Genomic DNA, 18,135 nt, shown 5'->3' with positions numbered 1-18,135 from the left:
CCGGCGCTGGCCTACCTTCCGGCAAGCCAACAAGTTGCAATCCAGGCAAACATTTCGCCACATTCCGCACTGTTTTGCGTTGCAGTTTGGTTAGGATTGAGCCACGTCAAGATGTATCATATAGCAATAGCTTCCTGTTAAGTTTTATCATCGATACTTTGTTCTCTTCCTTCCCGACATGAAAAGAAACGTGCTGCGCGGCTCGCTGATCGCCGCCGTCGTGTGCGTCGGCGCCGTGGCCGCCTGGCGCGTGTTCGGCTGGGGCCACCTGGGGCCGGTCAACGGCCTCCACCTGGACCTGGCCAGGCCGGACGCGCTGGTGCTTACGCGCAGCCTGGCGGCGCTGCCGCGCGATTTGCTCACCATTCCGCTGGCGCGCGACGTGCTGCGCGAAGACTTCGTGTTCTACTACGAGCAGAGCGAAGACCGTCTCGGCTTGAAGGGCACGCTGCGCCGCATCGCCTACGAGCACGACCTGGGCTGGGGCGACCGCCTGATCCGCAGCGTGCTGGACGAGCCGGCCGAGGTGGCGCTGTGGCGCGACGGCAATGGCGCGCTGCGCCACTACGCCATCGCGGTCTCGCGCGGCAAGCTGGCGCGCCTGCTGGAAGAAGCCGGCAAGGTGGCATTGAAGGACAGCCAGCTGCGCGTGGCCGGCAAGCTGCGCGTGGACGGCGACAGCGTGCAGGTGTACGCGCTCGACTACGCCTACGGGCAGACGCTCCTGATCGCGGCGCACGGCGAGCGCATGGTGATCCTGTCGCATCCGGGCATGCTGTACGGCGGCGACGACGGCAAGCGCGAGGACAAGGATGCGCGCGCGGTGGTCATCAAGCTGCTGGCGGCCAAGCGCGCCGACCAGGACGTGTTCCACGGCCAGTTCCACCTGGCGCCGGGCATCCCGGCCGGCCACAGCGTGGCGGTCAAGGCCGATTGGCTGTCATTTGGCTACCAGCCGTTCTTCGGCGCGCTGCAGGCGCTGCGCTTCGATTTCAGCAACGGCCGCTGGCAGTCGCAGGTGCTGGTGGACGGCAACCGCCTGCGCGCCGGCGGCTACGACAACCGCGCGCTGTGGGGCGTGCTGCCGTACAACCCGAGTGCCTGCTTCAGCGTACCGGCCGACTGGAACGCCATGAAGCCGGTGCTGGAACGCCTGGGCGCCAAGGGCGGCAGCGCGCTGCCGCAGCTGGTGGCGCGCTTCGACGGGCCGGCCGCCGCCTGCTGGTACGGCACGTCGCGCCTGTACACGCCGGTGTTCGTCGCCAACTACACGCACAGCGGCGACAACGACCTGCTGGCCAGCCTGTTCGGCGCGCTGGTCGGCGGCACCCCGGCCTACAGCGCCGCCGGCGGCGTGCAGCGCTGGGAACGCACGATCGACACGCCGCAGGGCAAGCTGACGCCGACGCTGGCCGTCGGCAACGGCACGCTGGTGTTCTCGGCCGACCGCAAGCTGGTCGATGCGGTGCTGGCGGTGAAGCGGCGCCAGGCACCGGCCGCCGCCGACCGCCTGCCGGATGCGCCGCGCACGGTCGGCTTGATCGACACCGCCGCGCTGGCGCAGCTGGCGCAGAAGGAAGCCTTCGAGGCGTTGCCGGCGGCCAGCGAACCGGTGCTGCGCGGCGCCGCCGAGGCGCACCTGCTGCCGCGCCTGGCCGCGCTGCGCACCTATCCGCCCTACCGCATGGTAGTCAAAAGCCTGCCGGCGTCCGGCGTGGTGTGGGAACCGCTGGAATGGCAGGCGGCGCGGTGAGCGGCGGGCGCCGGCCGGATCGCGCACCGGCGCCGCGGCAAGGGTGCGTCCAGCCCGGACGGCGCGCCTGTCTGAAGCTGCTGGCGCTGGCGGCCGGCGGCGCCGGCCTGGGCGCACTGGCGCCGCCGGCCGCCGCGCTGAAGGAGCTGCCCGGCACCCAGCCGCGCCTGAGCGTCGAGCAGAGCCGCGCGTTCCAGGCCTGGATGGTGCGCATCGTGCGCGACCAGGTCGCGCGCGGGCCGAATCCGCGCTGGCAGCACCGCGACTGCGCCGGCCTGGTGCGCTTCGCCGTCACCGAGGCGCTCAGCCCGCACGACGCCAGGTGGATGCGCGCCAACGGCATGCGCACCGACGCCAGCCTGCCGCCCGAGCTCGACCTCGGTCCGCAGCAGGCGCTGCTGCGCAACCGCTGGGTGCAGACCGGCGGCACGGTCGGCCACTTCGTCACCGCGCTGGCGCTGGTGCAGCACAACAGCCGCCCCGTCGGGCGCGAGGTCAACGCCGCCCGCCCCGGCGACCTGCTGTTCTACGACCAGGGCACGGAACAACACCTGATGGTATGGATGGGCGCCTCGATCGCCTACCACACCGGCACGGTCGCGCCGGGCGACAACGGCCTGCGCACCGTCGGCATTCGACAACTCATGAACTGGAAGGACACGCGGTGGCAACCAACGCCCGACAATCCGAATTTCGCCGGCGTGTATCGGCTCTCGTTTCTGGCTTGATGCCTGGCCTGGCACGGCGCGCGCGCCAGCCGGGAGCGGCGCTGGCCATGGCGCTGGCGGTCGCGCTGTCAGCCGTGCTTGCGCTGGCGGCCCTGCCGGGCAGCGCCGGCGCCGCCGATCCGATTCCCTGGGAGCAGCCGAGCGGCTATACCACCTTCAAGGGCGAGCCCTTCTTCCTGCTGTCCGACGCCACCCGCGGCAGCAACGAGGTCGCCAGCGTGCGCCTGGAAGTGCCGGGACGCGACATGGCGCGCGCCAGCCTGGAAGCCTATTCCGGCGTCGACATCGTGGTCTACCGCGTGCCGCAGCCGCTGGAGTTCCTGAAGAAGCAGCGCAACCTGCACCGCATCGAGGTGGCCGGCAACTACCAGGGCGAAGGCCTGGCCAACACGCTGCGCTACCTGTGGGACAGCTGGTGGAAGAAGTCGCGCCTGCTGTGGCGCCGCATCTTCACCGGCGACGCCCGCCGCGCCGTCACCGAGACCCATCCGGCGCTGCGGACCGACGACGCCATCGGCCGCCCCACCGTGTTCGCGCACCATCCGCAATACAAGCCCTTGAAAGGCTTCGAGATGGTGGACAGCTTCCGCTATCCGGTCTGGCAGGCCAGGCCGATCGAGCCGCCCAAGGGCGTCAAGCTGGAAGGCTCCAGCAGCGATTTCCTGCCGTCCGGCGGCGGCAACCTCATGATCCCGGTCGGCCAGCGCAAGCCGGGCCTGTACCTGGTGGAAGCCATCATCGGCGAGCACCGCGCCACCACGCTGGTGTTCGTCTCGGACACCATGGCGGTGACCAAGGTGTCGTCCAACCAGATGCTGGTGTGGAGCGCGCGCCGCGACAACGGCGCCGCGGTGGCGGGCACGCGCCTGGCCTGGAGCGACGGCACCGGCATCCTGCAATCGGGCGCCACCGACGCCGCCGGCATCGCCGTGTTCGAGCGCGGCAGCCCGGAACACACCTACGTGATCGGCGAGGACAAGCAGGGCGGCGTGTTCGTCTCGGAGAATTACTACTACGACAGCGAGATCTACAACACCAAGGTGTACGCCGTTACCGACCGGCCGCTGTACCGGCCGGGCGACGAGGTCAACGTCAAGTTCCTGGCGCGCGACTTCAAGTCGGCGCGGGTGTCGCAGCCGGCCGCCGCCGGCCCGGTCGAGCTCAGCGTGATCGACCCGAACGGCACCCCGGTGCTGACGCAGCGCCTGCAACTGTCGCCGGACAGCGGCAGCGAGGCGCGCTTCCGCCTGCCGGAGAGCGCCGGCGCCGGCGGCTACGAACTGCGCTTCAGCTACCAGGACGGCACCTACGGCGCCGCCTTCCGGGTGGCCGAATACGTCAAGCCTCACTTCGAGATCGACGTGCGTCCCGCCAAGCCCGAGTTCAAGACCGGCGAGACGGTGAAGGGCAGCATCGCGCTGCGCTACCCGGACGGCAAGCCGGTGCGGCGCGCCGCCGTGGCGCTGTCGCTGCGCAGCCAGCAGAACACCATGGTCGAGGGCGAGCTGCGCTACGGCGGCCTGTTCCCGGTGGAGCTGAAGACCCAGGAACTCACGACCGACAACGACGGCAACGTCGACTTCACGCTGCCCGCCGCCACCCAGCCGTCGCGTTACATCGTCACCCTGCTGGCCACCGACGGCGCCGCCTACCGCGTCAAGACCACGCGCGAACTGCTGATCGAGCGCGCGTCCGCCAGCTACCGCTTGAGCGCCGCGCGCCAGTTCTCCGACCCCGGCCAGCGCGTGCATTTCGACCTGGTGCCGGAGAACGCGGCGCCGCCATCCACGAGCACGAACGCGGCCGCAGCCGCAGCCGCCGCCGCACGCCCGACGCGCTGGGAGATGGTGCGTCTGGAAACCCAGACCAGGACCGCCGGCGACTTCGACCCGGCCGCGCGCGGCTGGGACGTGAGCTTCCCGCAGGCCGGTTCCTACCAGCTGTCGCTGCGCGACGCGCGCGGCAACCTGGTGGCGGCCGCCAGCCACTGGGTCAGCGGCGACGGCGTCAGGACCACGCCGGGCAGCATCGAGATCGTGCTGGACCGCGCCCGCTATGCGGTGGGCGATACCGCCGAGGCCCTGGTCACGTTTTCGGAACCGGCCGACCAGGCGCTGGTGACGCTGGAGCGCGACAAGGTCGAGCACCACGGCCTGGTCACCGGCGGCGCCGACTGGTTCAGCGCGCAGCGGGTGGCGCCGCGCCAGTGGCGCGTGCGCATTCCGGTGCGCGAGGACTACGGTCCCAACATGACGTTCTCGGTGGCCAGCGTGCGCCGTGGCGACTTCGTGTTCGAGAACGCCGGCCTGCAGATCGCCGAGCCGCGCATCGCGCTGCAGTTCAAGGCCGACAAGGACGTCTACCAGCCGGGCGAAAAAGTCACGCTCGACGTCAGCGCGCAGCTGGACGGCAAGCCGGTGTCGACCCTGGTGACGCTGGGCGTGGTGGACGAGATGATCTATGTGCTGCAGCCGGAGATCGCGCCGCCCATCGACGATTTCTTCTACCACCCGCGCCGCAACAACGTGCGCACCACCGCTAGCCTGTCGTTCATCAGCTACGACGTGGCGCAGGGCCGCGGCGACGCGGCGCCGGCGCGCCACAACTACAACGAGCGCGGGGTGAAGGTGCTGGAGCGGCCGCGCCGCGACGACGTCGACACCGCGCTGTGGGCGCCGTCCCTGCGCACCGATGCCAGCGGCCGCGCGCGCGTCAGCTTCACCATGCCGGACGCCCTCACCCGCTGGCGCATCACCGGGCGCGCCATGGACGCCCAGGGCCGGGTCGGCCAGCGCACCGCTTACCTGCGCTCGGACAAGGCCTTTTATGCCAAGTGGACCGCGCCCGACTGGATGCGCGCCGGCGACGCCCCGCGCGCCAGCGTGGCGCTGTTCAACCAGAGCGGCAAGGAGCAGGCGCTGGCATTGACGCTGCTGGGCGGGCCGCAGCCGCAGGCGCTGAACGTCGCCGCCAAGCCCGGCGTGAACTATGCCGAGTTCGCGCTGCCGCCCAACGCCGGCGCGCTGCGCCTGGAAGTGCGCCAGGACGGGCGCCTGGTGGACGCCCTCGACACCCCGCTGGCCACGCTGCCGGCCGGCTGGAGCGGCACGCGCACGCAGGTGCTGCCGCTGGCCGGCCAGGACACCGCGCTGCAGCTGCCGGCGGACGCGCGCGACGTGCGCGTGACGTTCGCGTCCGACGCCGCCGGCCACTTCGCGCGCATCGTCGACGACCTGATCGCCTACCCGTACGGCTGCGTCGAACAGACGGCGAGCCGCCTGATTCCGCTGGCCATGGCGCTGCAGAGCGTCGGCAACGCGGGTTCGACGAATGCGCCGGCGGCGCTGGCGGTGCGCGGCCGCCTGGGCGCCATGCTGCAGTCGCAGCGCCTGCGCCTGGTGGCGATGGCCGGGCCGCAGGCGACCTTCGGCTGGTGGGGCAACGGCACCCGCGGCGACGCCCTGATGACCGCCTACGCCTACTACGCCGACTGGCTCGCCGCGCGCGCGCTGCGCATCGAGCTGCCGCCCGAGCACTGGAACAACGTGCTGGCGGTGTACCAGGAACACGGCCTCAAGCAGCCGCTGCTGGACCGCGCGCTGGTACTGTGGCTGGCGCACGAGATGGACTTGCCGACCCAGACGCTGGCGGCCGGCCTGGTCGACGAACAGGCGAAAACGGTGCTGGGCAACCAGCGCGGCCGGGCCTCCGCCAACGCCTCGCTGGTGCTGGGCGCGGTGCAGGAGCAGGCGGCCGGCAAGGCGGCCGGCGCAAATGCCGACGCCATGGGCCTGGCGCTGCTGGGCCTGGTGGCGGCGCAGAACGGCGCCACGCTGCCGGCGCCGCTGCAGCAACAGGTCGACGCGGCGCGCCAGGCGCTGCTGGCCAGCCCGGCGCCGGTGGCGCAGGCACTGCTGGTGCTGGGCGGCCAGCTGCCCGTCACCCGCGCCGATGCCATCCTGGCCGCGGTGCGCGCCGAGATGCCGACCGTGGACCGCGCGCTGACGCTGGTCTGGCTGCAGAAGAAGCTGGGCGGCGCCCAGCCGGCCGGCCTGGCGGAGGCCGCGCTGGACGGCGACTGGCGCCGCCAGGACACCCGCACCGGGCTGCCGGCCTGGCGCTGGAACGGCAAGGGCGTGCCGGAGCGCCTGCGCCTGGCGCAGGCAGCGCTGCCCGCCACGCTGGCCGTGGTCGAGTACGAGAGCCGCGCGCCGGAAGCGCAATCGCTGCCGGTGGGCGTGGAGCGGCGCATCCTGCGCATGCAGCGCGACAAGGACGGCTACCGCACCGAGCCGGTCAAGGCCGGCGAGGCGCTGCGCACCGACGAACTGTACATGGACGAGATCACGCTCAAGCCGCCCGCCAATGCCAACTACCGCTTCGGCCTGCTGGAAGTGGCGCTGCCGCCGGGTGCCACGGTCGAAGGCAGCACCTGGGGCATCAAGCTCCTGGGCGGCAAGGAACCGGTGGCGCTGGAACGGGCGCGCCACGTCGAGCGGCGCGACGGCTACGCGGTGCCGGTGGACGCCCTGGCGGAAACGGTCACCGTGCGCCACCTGCTGCGCTTCGCCCAGAAAGGCCGCTACGTGCTGCCGCCGGCGCGCTTCTACCGCATGTACCAGCCGGACCAGAAAGCCTTCGAGGATGGCGGCAAGACCATGCGCCAGCTAGCGGTGGAATGATGCGATCGGGTCCGCTCCGCGCGCCGCCGCGGCGCCCATGGCGTCCACGCGCGCGCGCGCTGGCGGCGGCGTGCCTGCTGGCGGCGGCGTGCGCGCAGCCGGCGGCGGCCACGCTGGACCTGGCCTGGCTGCGCGGCGGCGAGGTCGCCGCGCTGCAGCTGCACCAGGGCGCGCGGCCGCCCTCCGCGTCGGTGCACGCCTCCGCGCCGGCCGCCGCCGGCGCGCGCCCGGTGCCGCTGGGCAGCCTGTGGAAACTGTTCGTCTACGTGTACGCGGCCGACAGCGGCCTGCCGATGCCGGACTACCGCTGCGGCGGGCATGTGCCCGACGAAGTGTATTGCTGCGAAGCGGGCGCCAGCATCGACCGCGACGCCGCGCTGGCGCAATCCTGCGGCCTGTTCTTTTCCCCCGCCCGGCTGATGCTGGCGCGCGACCCCTGGCGGCGCTACTGGACGCGTCGCCTCGGCGCGGCGCCCGCCGGGCAATTCGCCTGGCTGGCCGACCCGGCGCTGTTGACGCCGGAGCGCACGGTGCGCCTGGACAGCCTGCTGCGCGCACTGGCCAGCCTGCCGCCGGCCAGCCGTGCCGATGCCGAAGCGGCGCTGCTGCGCGTGGTGCTGGACGGGCGCGGCGCCGACACGGTGCGCTGGTTCGGCAGCCGCCTGCGCGTGAAGACGTTTTCCTGGCACGAACCCGGGCATCCGCGCGCGCCGCTGGGCGGCGCCGCCGGCTGGCTGGCCGACGGCACCCCGGTGTGGTTCGCCGGCGCCGGCACCAGCGCCGCCATCCTGCGCGGCTGGGCGCCGCAGCTGGCCGCGGCGCTGCCGCCGCCCGTCGCCGCGGCGGATGCCGCCGGCGCCGCGCCGGCCGATGCCGGCTGCGTGGTGGTGGATTTCTTCGCGCGCTATCCGCTGCGCAGCGTCACCGGCCCGGCCGGACCGGCGCGGCCCGGCCCGCTGGCCGGACGCCATGTGGCGCTGTTCGAGAACGGCCAGCGGCTGGCCTTCCGCGCCGACGGCATGACGCTGGCGCGCGGTCCCGGCGGCCATCCTCTGCTGCAGGGACGCTTCGGCGTCAACGACTACGTGGCGCGCGTGCTCGAACGCGAGGGCGGCGCGGCCGAGCCGGAAGCGGCCAAGGCGCTGGCGATCGCCGCGCGCAGCTACCTGCGCCAGAACGCGCGCCCGGAAGGCTCGTGCCGGCGCATCGCCGACAGCAGCGCCGCCCAGCGCGTGGGGCCGGACCTGCCGTCGCCGGCGGCGCTGGCGGTGGCGCGCTGGACCGACCGCCTGGTGGTCGACGGCCCCGCCGTGCGCTACCACGGCACGACGCCCGGACCGAACGTGCTGGCCTGGAGCGATGCGCTGGCGCAGGCGCGCGCCGGCCGCCCGTTCGACGCCATCCTGGCGCGCGCCTACCCCGGCGCCGTGCTGACGGTGGACGGCGCCGGCGGGCGCAGTTGCCGACGCCTGCACGGCAACGAAGACTGGCTGGCCGCCATGCTGCCGCGCTGGGAACGCCTGCTGCGCAGCCAGCCGGGCTACGAACGGCCGGCGCAGCTGCCCAGCGTATGCGAGCTGGCGCTGGGCGCGCCCTATTCCGAACAATCGCGCAACCGCATCTTCATGCGCCCCCTGTCCGGCCGCGAGGACCGCATCACGCTGGCCCACGAATACGTCCACATCGCCCTGCGCGGCCATCCGCGCGGACAGGACGAGGCCTACGTGGAACAGACCGCGCGCCGGCTGGTCGACCTGAACCTGGAGAGCCTGTGAAACGCCTCATCGACAAACTGCGCCGCCATGCACTGTGCGGCATCGCCTGCCTGCTGGCCGCGGGCGCGCACGCGCCGGCGCACGCGCAGGTGCGAATCGACGCCCCCGCCGGCGGCTGGCGCAATTCGGCCGGCGCCGCGGAACAGTACACGCAGGGCGTGAACTACCCGGCATCCTCGGTGAACCTGCAGCCGGGCCAGAGCGAGACCGCGCAGATCCGCGGCCGCATCGCCGGCGCGCCCAAGGACAAGCCGGCCACGCTGGTGGTGAACGGCACCGCCATGCCGCTGCAGGTGAACGAGGACGGCAGCTTCGCCCGCCCCTACGGCTTCGGCAGCGGCGCCAACGGGGTCGAGGTGCGCGCGCCCGACGGCAAGAACCGCGCGCGCGCCCAGTTCTACGACGTCTACCAGGGCAAGACCCAGGCGCGCCTGCGCGTGGTGCTGTCGTGGGACACGCCCGGCACCGACCTCGACCTGCACGTGGTGTCGCCGGACGGCGGCCACGCCTGGTACGGCAACCGCGTGATGCCGAACGGCGGCGCGCTCGACGTCGACGTCACCACCGGCTACGGCCCCGAGATCTTTTCCAGCGCGGCGCCGGCCAGGGGCCTGTACCACGTCTACGTGAACTACTTCGGCAGCGGCCAGGACACCTCGGCGCTGACGGTGGCGCAGGTGGCGATCATCACCAACGAAAACACCCCGCGCGAAAAACGCCAGGTGTTCCAGGTGCCGATGCGCGCGGCCGGCGAGCTGACGCTGGTGAAGTCGTTCGTGTTCCCATGAGCGCGCAGGCGGCGGCACGATCGGACATGTCGGCGCCGCGCCCGCGCCGCAACTGTCTGCCATGGATGCTGGTCCTTGCTTGCCTGGCGGTGGCGCCCGCTTCCACGGCCGCCGCCGAGGGCAAGAAGGGCGAAGTGGAAATCTCGGCCTGGAACCGCGTGTTTTCCGGCAAGCTGGGCGACAAGGACGTCCAGGTGAACCTGGAACTGATCGATACCCGCCTGTCCGGCCGGTACTGCTACGGCGCGTGTTCGGAGAACGCGCCCTTGCAGCTGCAACTCGACGGCAAGCTGGTACGGGACAGGATCGAACTGGTCGAACGCGACCAACGCTCGCGTCGACCGGCGGCGCCGACCGGCCGCTGGAGCGTCGCGCTGGAAAACCAGGACCTGGTGGGCAGCTGGCGCTCGCCGGAAGGAAAACGCGTCCTGCCGCTGCGGCTGCACGCGCAACCCGCGTTTCCATTCCAGATGCGCCTGGTCGCCAGCTCGCTGCCTGCCGATGCCGGCGACTGCGACGACGAGCCGCGTGTCTCGGCCATCCGGCTGTACCGGAACGGCAAGCCGGTCCAGACGCTGCCTACCGACGCGCAAGATGGTTGCCGCCTGTTCGTACCGGCCATCGTCGACGCCAACTTCGACGGATGGCCCGACCTGACGATTGCCACCGCCACGCCCGCCGGTCCCAACATCCCCCATCGGACCTGGCTGTACGACGCCGCGCGCGGACGCTTCGTGGATGCACCACCCGCCTTGCAGGCCATCACCTCGCCCGAATTCGATGCCACCCACAAGACCATCGTGTCGCAATGGCGTAACGGCTGCTGCGAGCATGGCGTGACGACCTACCGCTGGCACGGCAATGCGCTGCGCGAAAGCGGACGCGAAACGAGCAGGTGGCTGCCGGTGCTGGCCGGGCGGCGCCGATTGTATTGCTACGTCATCCCTGCCTACCAGGATGGACGTATCGACTATCCGGACCGGGTGGAACGGCGTGGCGAACGCCTGTCGCTGACGTTCGACGATTTCAGCAACTGCGAGTCCAGGCTGGTCATGTCGCCGGAACCTGCGATCGACATATGGGAAACCGACCCGGCTGGAAAGCAGCGCCGCGTACGTACGGAAACCACGCGCTGGAAACAGGTGGCAGGCGCCGCCGGCGGGCAGTGGTGCCCGGAAGTGCCTTTCTTCTCCGCTGGCACGATCCGGCGCATCGTCATCCAAAACGATCCCGAGCAGCCTTGCAGCGCGACCCGGCCGTGACCGCGCGGCCCTGCGGCAACGTGCTCGCTGCGACACGCAAGGACACGCTTCAGGCGCAGTTGCCGGGCGTGGTATTGCCGCCGGCTGCCACCTGCGGCGGACTCTCCGGTCCGGGGCTTTGCGTATACACCAGGTAGCAGCGCACCGCCCTCGGCGTGCCGGCGATGCTGTTGTGCACCAGGGACATCGTCCCCGCCGCCACGGCGGGCGTGGTGTCCGTCGGCGCGGACACGTCGGTATAAACGGTATAGCCCTTTGCCAGGCCGGCGGCGGCGGCCGTGGCCGGCACCGCGGCGGGATAGCCGTATACGAGCGGCACCGTCACGTCTTCCAGCGCCTGCGCCGCGCCGCCGTGGACCAGGAAGCGGCCATGGGCCGTGGCGGCCACGGTCATCAGCGCGCCGCCCGCCGCCTGCATCGACGCCTCGCGGGCGGCGCCGCCCAGCGCCGTCACCTTGGGCAGGACGGCCGCCGTCAGCACGCCGATGGCGGCCGTCGCCGCGACCATCTCGATCAGGGTGAAGCCGGCTTGGCGCCGTGCGCTGCGCAGGGTGGTGGGCATGGAAGATCGTTTCGCGGGCAATGGGTTGAGGTTGGATTGACATCGCCAAGATAACATATTTGCAATATTTATCTTGTCTGATTGAATCGAGTCATACCTGGCGACATCCCGGCGATTCGCCGCGGCCATGGCGGCCGGGTATCGAAAACGCCATTTCCGGACGCCTGCTGTATATTGAAATGTCAACGATCCCCACCGTAAAGGAGATGGCATGTCATTCGATCTAGGCAGCTTATTGCAGCAGTTCACCGGCGGCGGCGCCAGCGCGGAGCAGGCCGACCGGCATTTCGACCAGGTGGCCCAGTCGGTGCCGCAAGGGCAGCTGGCGCAGGGCCTGGGACAGGCATTCCGCTCGGACCAGACGCCGCCGTTCGCGCAGATGGCGGCGCAGTTGTTCGGCAACAGCGATCCGAACCAGCGCGCCGGCATGCTCAACCAGATCCTCGGCAGCATCGGCCCCGGCGTGCTGTCCTCGCTGGCCGGCGGTGCCCTCGGCGGCAGCCTGGGCAACCTGTTCGGCGGCGGCGCGGGCGCGACGCCACAGCAGGCGCCGCAGATCACGCCCGAGCAGGCCTCGCAGATGACGCCGGAGCAGGTGCGCCAGATCGCCGAGCAGGCCGAACGGCACGACCCGAGCGTGGTCGACCGCATGGACGACTTCTATGCCCAGCATCCCGGCCTGGTGAAAGGCCTGGGCGGCGCCGTCCTGGCGGTGGCGCTGGGCCACATGGCGCAGGGAATGCAGCGCGATTGAGGATCGCGCCGGCGGGCCGGCTGCCGCGCTAGCGCAGGTTGCCGGTGTGGCCGAGCGAATAGCGGCCCGGCTGCGGCCACACGGTCAGGCCGTGCGGCTCGCCGCCGACCGCGATCTGGCGCACCTCGCCGCTGGTCGTGTCGAAGCGGTAGACCACGTCGTCGAAGCGGCCCGACAGCCACAGCCACTTGCCGTCGGCGCTGACGTTGCCCATGTCCGGGCTGCCGCCGCCCGGCACCGTCCAGCGCTTGACGATCTGCCCGGTGGCGAAGTCGAGCACGGCCACGCTGCCGGGTCCCTTGCGCTTGCCGTGGATGCGGTGGGTGCCGCGGTTGGCGATGTACAGGAACTTGCCGTCGCGGCTCGGGTACAGGCCGTGGGTGCCGAGGCCGGCCGGGATGAAGCCGATCTGGCGCATGGCGTCGCCGTCGACCACGTGCACGCCGTCCGCTTCCATGTCGGCGATGTAGTAGCGCTTGCCGTCCGGCGACATGCGCACGTCCTGCGGCATGCCCTTCTTCGACGAACACACCTCGTCGGCGCCCGGGATGCCGGGCGTGCCGTTGCCTTCCTTCAGGCGCGTGGACGGCATGTTCAGCTTCAGGTAGCCCAGCACCTTGCGCTCGGCCAGGTCGATCTTGGCCAGGCTGCCGTCGAATTCGCAGGTGAACAGCGCGTAGCGGCCGTCCATCGAGAATTCGGCGTGGTTGATGCCGCCGCATTGCGGCACGTCGATCGCGTACTGCATCGCCATCGTGTGCGGATCGCGGAAATCGAGGCGGTGGCGTGCCTCGGCCACCACGATCGCCGACTTGCCGTCCGGCGTGAAGTACATGTTGTAGGGGTCGTCGACCGGCACCGACGGGCCCGGCTTGCCGGTGGCCGGGTCGATCGGCGTCAGGCTGCCGTCGTTGCGGCGCTCGGCGTTGTTGGCGACCCACAGCGTGCGCAGGTCCCAGCCGGGAATCACGTGCTGCGGGCCATAGCCCACCTTGAAGCGGTCGACCACCTTCATCGCCACCGGGTCGATCACGCTGACGTCGTTGGTGCGCAGGTTGGGCACGTACACGCGCTGCAAGTCGCCGCGCACGGCCGGGCTCAGGTGGGTGGGGCCGATCTCGCTGTAGACGTTGCTCGGGTCGACCACCGGCGGCATGCCTGGGACGGCCTTGACTGCCGGGACCAGCACGGCGTCCGGCTTGCCCTTGGCATCGACGCCGGCCCGGGAGGCGGACAGGGGCGCGACCTTGCCGCGCATGGCGATGGCGCCGCCGGCCACGATGGCCAGGATCAGGACGGCGCCGGCTGTTTTCTTGTATCGCACGATGGATTCTCTACTGTTGCTTGGATGGTTTCTGGACAGGCCCGGACTGGCGCGCCCCGGACTGGCGCGCGGCGCGGATGGCGGCGACCGAGGCGTCGACGATGCGCGCCACGCCGAGCTGGCCCAGCGCCGCGCTGGCGCGGGTCGGGTCGCCGCGCACGCCGCCGGCCGCGCCGGCCCTGGCGCCGGCCGCCAGCAGGCCAGTGCGCACCTGGGCCGGGTCGAGCGCCAGGCTCAGGCTGGTGTCGGCCAGGCCGGCGTGCAGGCCGATCTCGGCGTCGCCGTAGCCGCGCCGCTTCAGGTCGGCGACGTAGGCGTCCTGCGTGGCCTGGTAGTAATCCGGCAGCGCATGCACGCGGCAGCCGCTGTCCAGGGCCTTGTTGGCGCGCGCCGCGGCCCTCTCCTCGTTCTTCTGGTAGCCGCCGTGGTCGCCCAGGAAGAACACGTCGCGCACGCCATGTGCACAGAGGCTGCGCGCGGTCCCTTCCAGCAGCGCCTCGAAGGCGGCGTCCGGGATGGAGAGGGTGCCGGCGAAGCGCATGTGCCCGGCCGGCGGCGCGATCGACCCTTCCGGGACGTAGGCGACCACCGGCGCCACCACGGCGTCGCCCAGGCGCTGGGCGATGCGTCCGGCCAGCAGGCGCGCGCGCGCGTTGTGCTTGCCGAGCGCGAGGTGCGGCCCGCTCTGCTCGGTGCCGCCGATCGGCACCAGCACGGTAGCGGCGCCGGCGGCGATGCGCTCGCGCAGCTCGGGCGAGGTCAGGTCTTCGAGGTAGACGCTGGCCGCGGCGCCGGCGGCGGGCACGTCAGCAGCCACGGCAGCCGCGGACGCCAGCAGCGCTGCCAGGCAGGCGATGCCGGCCGCCGCACGGCGCCGTGTATTCTGGGGGTGAAGCATGTGTGCCATCTTTCGGAAGCTTGACCGCCTATTGTAGAGCATGCGGCGCTCCGCGGGCGGACGGCAACGCGATCCGGGCGCTGCCCGGACACACGCTGCGCGCCGACTCGCGCGAATGGTCGAGGCAGCCGCCGTCGGCGTAGACGCCGCGTCCGTCGCGCAGGCGCGCCATGCGCGCGAGCACCGCCGTCCGCCGCTGCGGGTCGGCCATGGTCTCGCGCACCCTGGCCTCGACCACCGCCTCGTCGATACGCGCATCGCCCGCCGCATCCAGGTAGACGGCGTCGCGCCAATGGTACATCTCGACGCACTTCGATTCGAACGTGTACGGCTGGTCCTGTTTCCAGAAATTGGCGAACTCGCCATTGCCGAGGTAGATGACCCACGATCCCTCGTAGCCGGACGCGTCCGAAGAGCGCGCGTCCGGATTGCGGAACCAGACCCGGTCGCCCGGCACGTAATAGCGCAGCGGCAGCGGCGCGTCGATCGATCCGTACTCGTCCAGGAAGGTGTCGTGGAAGGCCCCGGACTGGATCGCGCGCGTTTCCCACTGCCGCTGCAGGCGCGCCAGCAGCGGCGGATTGACCCGTTCCAGTTCCTGCGCGATCCCGAGCAGCAGCACGTATTCGCTGGCGCGGTAGCACGAAAAGCCGTACAGGCGGCCGTCGCCCGCCCCCGGCTGGGTGGCCAGCGTCAATGCCTCGACCAGCGGCCGGCCCGGCAGGACGGTGAAGCCGCGCCCGGGATCGTAGGTCCAGTGGCTGGGCGGGCGCTCCACGGCGGCGGTGCCGAAGGCGAGCCGGGTGCGGCGCGCGGCCAGCACCGTGTTGCGGCGGATCGCCAGCGCCGCCAGGACTTCGCACGCGCTGGCAAAGCGCAGCGGGCGCGGCGCCGCCAGCATGGCCAGCACGATCTCGCGCTCCAGGCCGGCCGAACCGGCGGCGCTGTCGAGCCCGAGGTCGCGGCACAGGTGCATGGTGTCGCCGCCGGGGACCAGGTCGCGCGCGACGCCGGCCGCCAGCGCGAACGCGTGGCCGGCGCCGGACGCAGATTCGGCCACGTACGGCCCCAGCGCCAGGGCATCGAGCAGGTCGCGCACGCGGCCGGCCTGGGCCGGATCGGCGCCAGGCAATTCGATGCCGCGCGGCGGCGGCGCGGCGCTGGGAAAGTCGCCGGAAAAGCAAGCGGAATTCACGGTGAAAGTCGATCCTCGATATGGTACGCGCTGGATGGCGGCGTCTGCCCTGCGGGTCAAGTTACACCATAACCATGAGGCCAGCATTAAAATGACGGCCTTCGATCACCGCCACGCTACCCGCCACCATGACGCCCGCTCCCGACCTGCCCTTCCGCGCCACCACCGACGAAACCTGCGCCTGGCTGGCGCGGCGCACCGGTTCGCCCTGGACCCTGGCGCGCCTGCTCGAGCACGGGTTGACGCCCCATGTCTGGCTGGATTACGACGCCGCCCACGCCGACTTGTTCGGCGAGGCCAACGGCGGCTACGCGGCGCCGATCTTCTTCGAGGGCGACATCGCGCGCCTGGCAGGCGGCGCCGGCGACGTGCTGATCACGCTGACCAAGGATGCCTACAAGATCGCCGTGCGCCTGCCGGAACCGGGTTTCCGGCGGCCGCTCGAGGCGCTGCGGTTCCAGAAAAAGGACATCGAGCGGCTGGCCGAGCAGCTGCAGCGCGCGGCCGAGGCGCCGCCGGCAGCCGAAGCGCCGGCCAGGCCTGCGGCCACCGAATCGCAGGCCGGCATCGGCAAGGATGCCGTGCTGGCGGCGTTCGGGCGCCTGGCGCGGCTGGACCTGGCGCAGGCGCTGGACGAGGCCATCGGCCTGTTCGGCGACGACGGCGCACGTGTGAAAGCGAGCGTACGCAAGTCGAAGCGCAACGCGCTGTGGAATCCGGTCACGCTGGCGCTGGGACTGCACGACGCCTACCGCGTGCCGCTGGGTCCGCTGAAGCGCGCCTTCCAGTCGCACGAGGTCCTGGCGCCGTGGGCGGCCGACTGGGAAGCATCGCTGCGCCTGCTCGGCAAGTAGCCGTTCCCGCGGCGCCGGCGCTCGGGTGGACTAGCGCGCCAGCAGGCGCTTCAACTGCGCCGCCTGGTAGGCGCCGAAGGTGTCGCCGAACAGGCAGCGCACCAGCGGGTCGTCGACCACGTCGGCATCGGCCAGGTCGCGTTCGGTGGCGGCGTCGAACACGGCGTCGTTGATGCGCACGTACATCGAGGTCAGCGACTCGCCCAGTTCCAGCGCCGCGTACAGCTTGGCGATCGGCACTTCGGTGGTCCAGCCCAGCGGGGCGTCCGCCTCGCCTTCCCCTTCCCCTTCCCCTTCCAGCAACGCCGCATCGCCGTCGAGGCGGTAGCACAGGTGCAGCGCCCGGCCGTGATGGTCGTACAGGGACAGGCGCCAGTTGCGCGGCCGCTCGAAGTAGTCGCAGCCGGCCTCGGTCTCGCCGTATTTTCCCGGCAGCGCGCTGCGGCACCAGTCCAGCACGCGCGCCCGCTCGGCTTCGCCCAGGGGCGGGAAATGGCGCGCGATGGCGGCGGTCGGCGGCGGCGCGGCGTTGCCTTCGTAGGCGTAGTCGACGTCCTGCGGGCCGAGCGGGACCACCCACGGCAGCGGCGGCGCCGGCCGCAAGCCCGCGCCGTCAAGCCGCACCGACACCGACGGATCGAGCCGCACCACCTGCGCATCCGGCAGCGCCGCTCCCACTTCGCGCGCGAATTGCGCGTACGAGATCGGAAAAAAGGCGCGGTTGTACCAGGACCACGGCTCCTGCAGGAACTGGCACGAGCTCGGCACCACATGGCGCGGCCGCAGCGCCCGCAATTGTTCGATCCATTCGTCCGGCAGCGTGGGCGGGACGGCGGCGGCGCGCGACGGCGCCAGCACCTCGATCTCGCGCATGGTCTGGAACGGCCACAGCACCATGTCCCACGGCCCCTCGCGCACCAGTTGCGCCAGGGTGCCTTCGTCGATCCAGGAATCGACCACGTTCAGCACGTTCAGGCCGGCCGCGCGCACCTGGAACATCGAGTCGACCTCGGCGTCCATGGCTTCGCGCGGCGTCACCCGGAACGGGCCGACGGCCACCGTCCGGTCCAGGTGCAGCGGGTGGACATGGGTAAAACCCAGCCGGCGCACCATCTCGAACAGCTCGTCGAACAGGCAGTAGATGTGGATCGGCGTGGCGCGGTCGAGCAGGTCCAGGCTGTCGAGCGAGCAGTGGTCGTCGTGGAAGTGCGAGATGAACACCGCGTCGAAGCGCTGGCGGCGGATCGCCTCGGTGTCGAAGCGCACGCCGGGAAAGGCGTGGCAGTTGCGGCTGAACGGGTTCTCGAAGATGGTATCGAAGGCGATGCGGACGCCGTCGCATTCGAACACGTAGCCGGCGTGCAGGATGCGGGAAATGGTGAGAAATGGCTGGGTCATGGTGGTCTCGCGGCGAAGGCGGCATTCTACAACCTGCACGGACAATGCCGCCTCCAGTTCTCAAGGCAAGGATTTCGCCGCACGCGGCGCGCCGTGGCCACCAAACTGTCGCGATCGACGCCGCCGCCCTTGCCGGCGTTTGCTCATCCTTTGCGCCGATGG

General features: G+C 71.4%; 13 protein-coding genes. 8 read left to right on the top strand and 5 right to left on the bottom strand.

The window, feature by feature from the left end:
• Positions 1 to 178 precede the first annotated feature (178 nt).
• The 6 genes from HH212_RS18785 to HH212_RS18760 are packed head-to-tail and all read left to right on the top strand — an operon-like array spanning position 179 to position 10,988.
• The gene (locus HH212_RS18785) at positions 179 to 1,753 is read left to right on the top strand and encodes a DUF2138 family protein (RefSeq protein ID WP_170203896.1); all 1,575 of its coding nucleotides are present in this window, start codon (positions 179 to 181) and stop codon (positions 1,751 to 1,753) included.
• Entirely contained in the window at positions 1,735 to 2,481 is a 747-nt protein-coding gene (locus HH212_RS18780) for a DUF1175 family protein (protein ID WP_170203894.1), read from the top strand. The genes HH212_RS18785 and HH212_RS18780 overlap by 19 nt, the downstream gene beginning before the upstream one ends.
• The gene (locus tag HH212_RS18775; RefSeq protein ID WP_170203892.1) at positions 2,481 to 7,163 is read left to right on the top strand and encodes an alpha-2-macroglobulin family protein; all 4,683 of its coding nucleotides are present in this window, start codon (positions 2,481 to 2,483) and stop codon (positions 7,161 to 7,163) included. The genes HH212_RS18780 and HH212_RS18775 overlap by 1 nt, the downstream gene beginning before the upstream one ends.
• Positions 7,160 to 8,938: a DUF2300 domain-containing protein gene (locus tag HH212_RS18770; protein WP_229217346.1), complete on the top strand. Its 1,779-nt coding sequence runs from the start codon at positions 7,160 to 7,162 to the stop codon at positions 8,936 to 8,938. The genes HH212_RS18775 and HH212_RS18770 overlap by 4 nt, the downstream gene beginning before the upstream one ends.
• Positions 8,935 to 9,726 carry a DUF2135 domain-containing protein gene (locus tag HH212_RS18765; RefSeq protein WP_170203891.1) on the top strand — a complete coding sequence of 264 codons (792 nt, stop codon included), beginning with the start codon at positions 8,935 to 8,937 and terminating at the stop codon, positions 9,724 to 9,726. The genes HH212_RS18770 and HH212_RS18765 overlap by 4 nt, the downstream gene beginning before the upstream one ends.
• Before the next feature lie 26 nt (positions 9,727 to 9,752).
• The gene (locus HH212_RS18760; RefSeq protein WP_170203889.1) at positions 9,753 to 10,988 is read left to right on the top strand and encodes an XAC2610-related protein; all 1,236 of its coding nucleotides are present in this window, start codon (positions 9,753 to 9,755) and stop codon (positions 10,986 to 10,988) included.
• A 49-nt stretch (positions 10,989 to 11,037) separates the two neighbouring features.
• Here HH212_RS18760 and HH212_RS18755 read toward each other — a convergent pair whose 3' ends face one another.
• The gene (locus tag HH212_RS18755; RefSeq protein ID WP_170203887.1) at positions 11,038 to 11,550 is read right to left on the bottom strand and encodes a type II secretion system protein; all 513 of its coding nucleotides are present in this window, start codon (positions 11,548 to 11,550) and stop codon (positions 11,038 to 11,040) included.
• 211 nt (positions 11,551 to 11,761) lie between these two features.
• Between HH212_RS18755 and HH212_RS18750 the strand changes: the two genes are divergently transcribed.
• Positions 11,762 to 12,304, top strand: coding sequence for a hypothetical protein (locus tag HH212_RS18750; RefSeq protein WP_229217345.1), 543 nt, complete (start codon positions 11,762 to 11,764; stop codon positions 12,302 to 12,304).
• 28 nt (positions 12,305 to 12,332) lie between these two features.
• Here the strand turns inward: HH212_RS18750 and HH212_RS18745 are convergent, their stop codons facing one another.
• From HH212_RS18745 to HH212_RS18735, 3 genes are all read right to left on the bottom strand, one after another.
• Complete coding sequence (locus HH212_RS18745) at positions 12,333 to 13,562, bottom strand: YncE family protein (RefSeq protein WP_441295196.1); 1,230 nt, start codon at positions 13,560 to 13,562, stop codon at positions 12,333 to 12,335.
• Positions 13,563 to 13,638: 76 nt separating this feature from the next.
• Entirely contained in the window at positions 13,639 to 14,526 is an 888-nt protein-coding gene (locus HH212_RS18740) for a creatininase family protein (protein ID WP_170203885.1), read from the bottom strand.
• 28 nt (positions 14,527 to 14,554) lie between these two features.
• Positions 14,555 to 15,721 carry a TGL-type protein-glutamine gamma-glutamyltransferase gene (locus HH212_RS18735; RefSeq protein ID WP_170203884.1) on the bottom strand — a complete coding sequence of 389 codons (1,167 nt, stop codon included), beginning with the start codon at positions 15,719 to 15,721 and terminating at the stop codon, positions 14,555 to 14,557.
• 128 nt (positions 15,722 to 15,849) lie between these two features.
• Here HH212_RS18735 and HH212_RS18730 point away from each other — a divergent pair, with 128 nt between their 5' ends.
• Entirely contained in the window at positions 15,850 to 16,575 is a 726-nt protein-coding gene (locus tag HH212_RS18730; RefSeq protein WP_170203882.1) for a hypothetical protein, read from the top strand.
• Positions 16,576 to 16,605: 30 nt separating this feature from the next.
• Here the strand turns inward: HH212_RS18730 and HH212_RS18725 are convergent, their stop codons facing one another.
• A complete protein-coding gene (locus HH212_RS18725) occupies positions 16,606 to 17,973 on the bottom strand; it encodes an MBL fold metallo-hydrolase (RefSeq protein WP_170203880.1) in 1,368 nt (455 codons plus the stop codon).
• Positions 17,974 to 18,135 lie beyond the last annotated feature (162 nt).

The sequence above is a fragment of the Massilia forsythiae genome (genome assembly GCF_012849555.1).
GTDB classification, from domain to species: domain Bacteria; phylum Pseudomonadota; class Gammaproteobacteria; order Burkholderiales; family Burkholderiaceae_D; genus Telluria; species Telluria forsythiae.
Note: the sequence above shows the minus strand (reverse complement) of the source record. Positions and strands in the feature narration are given on the sequence as shown.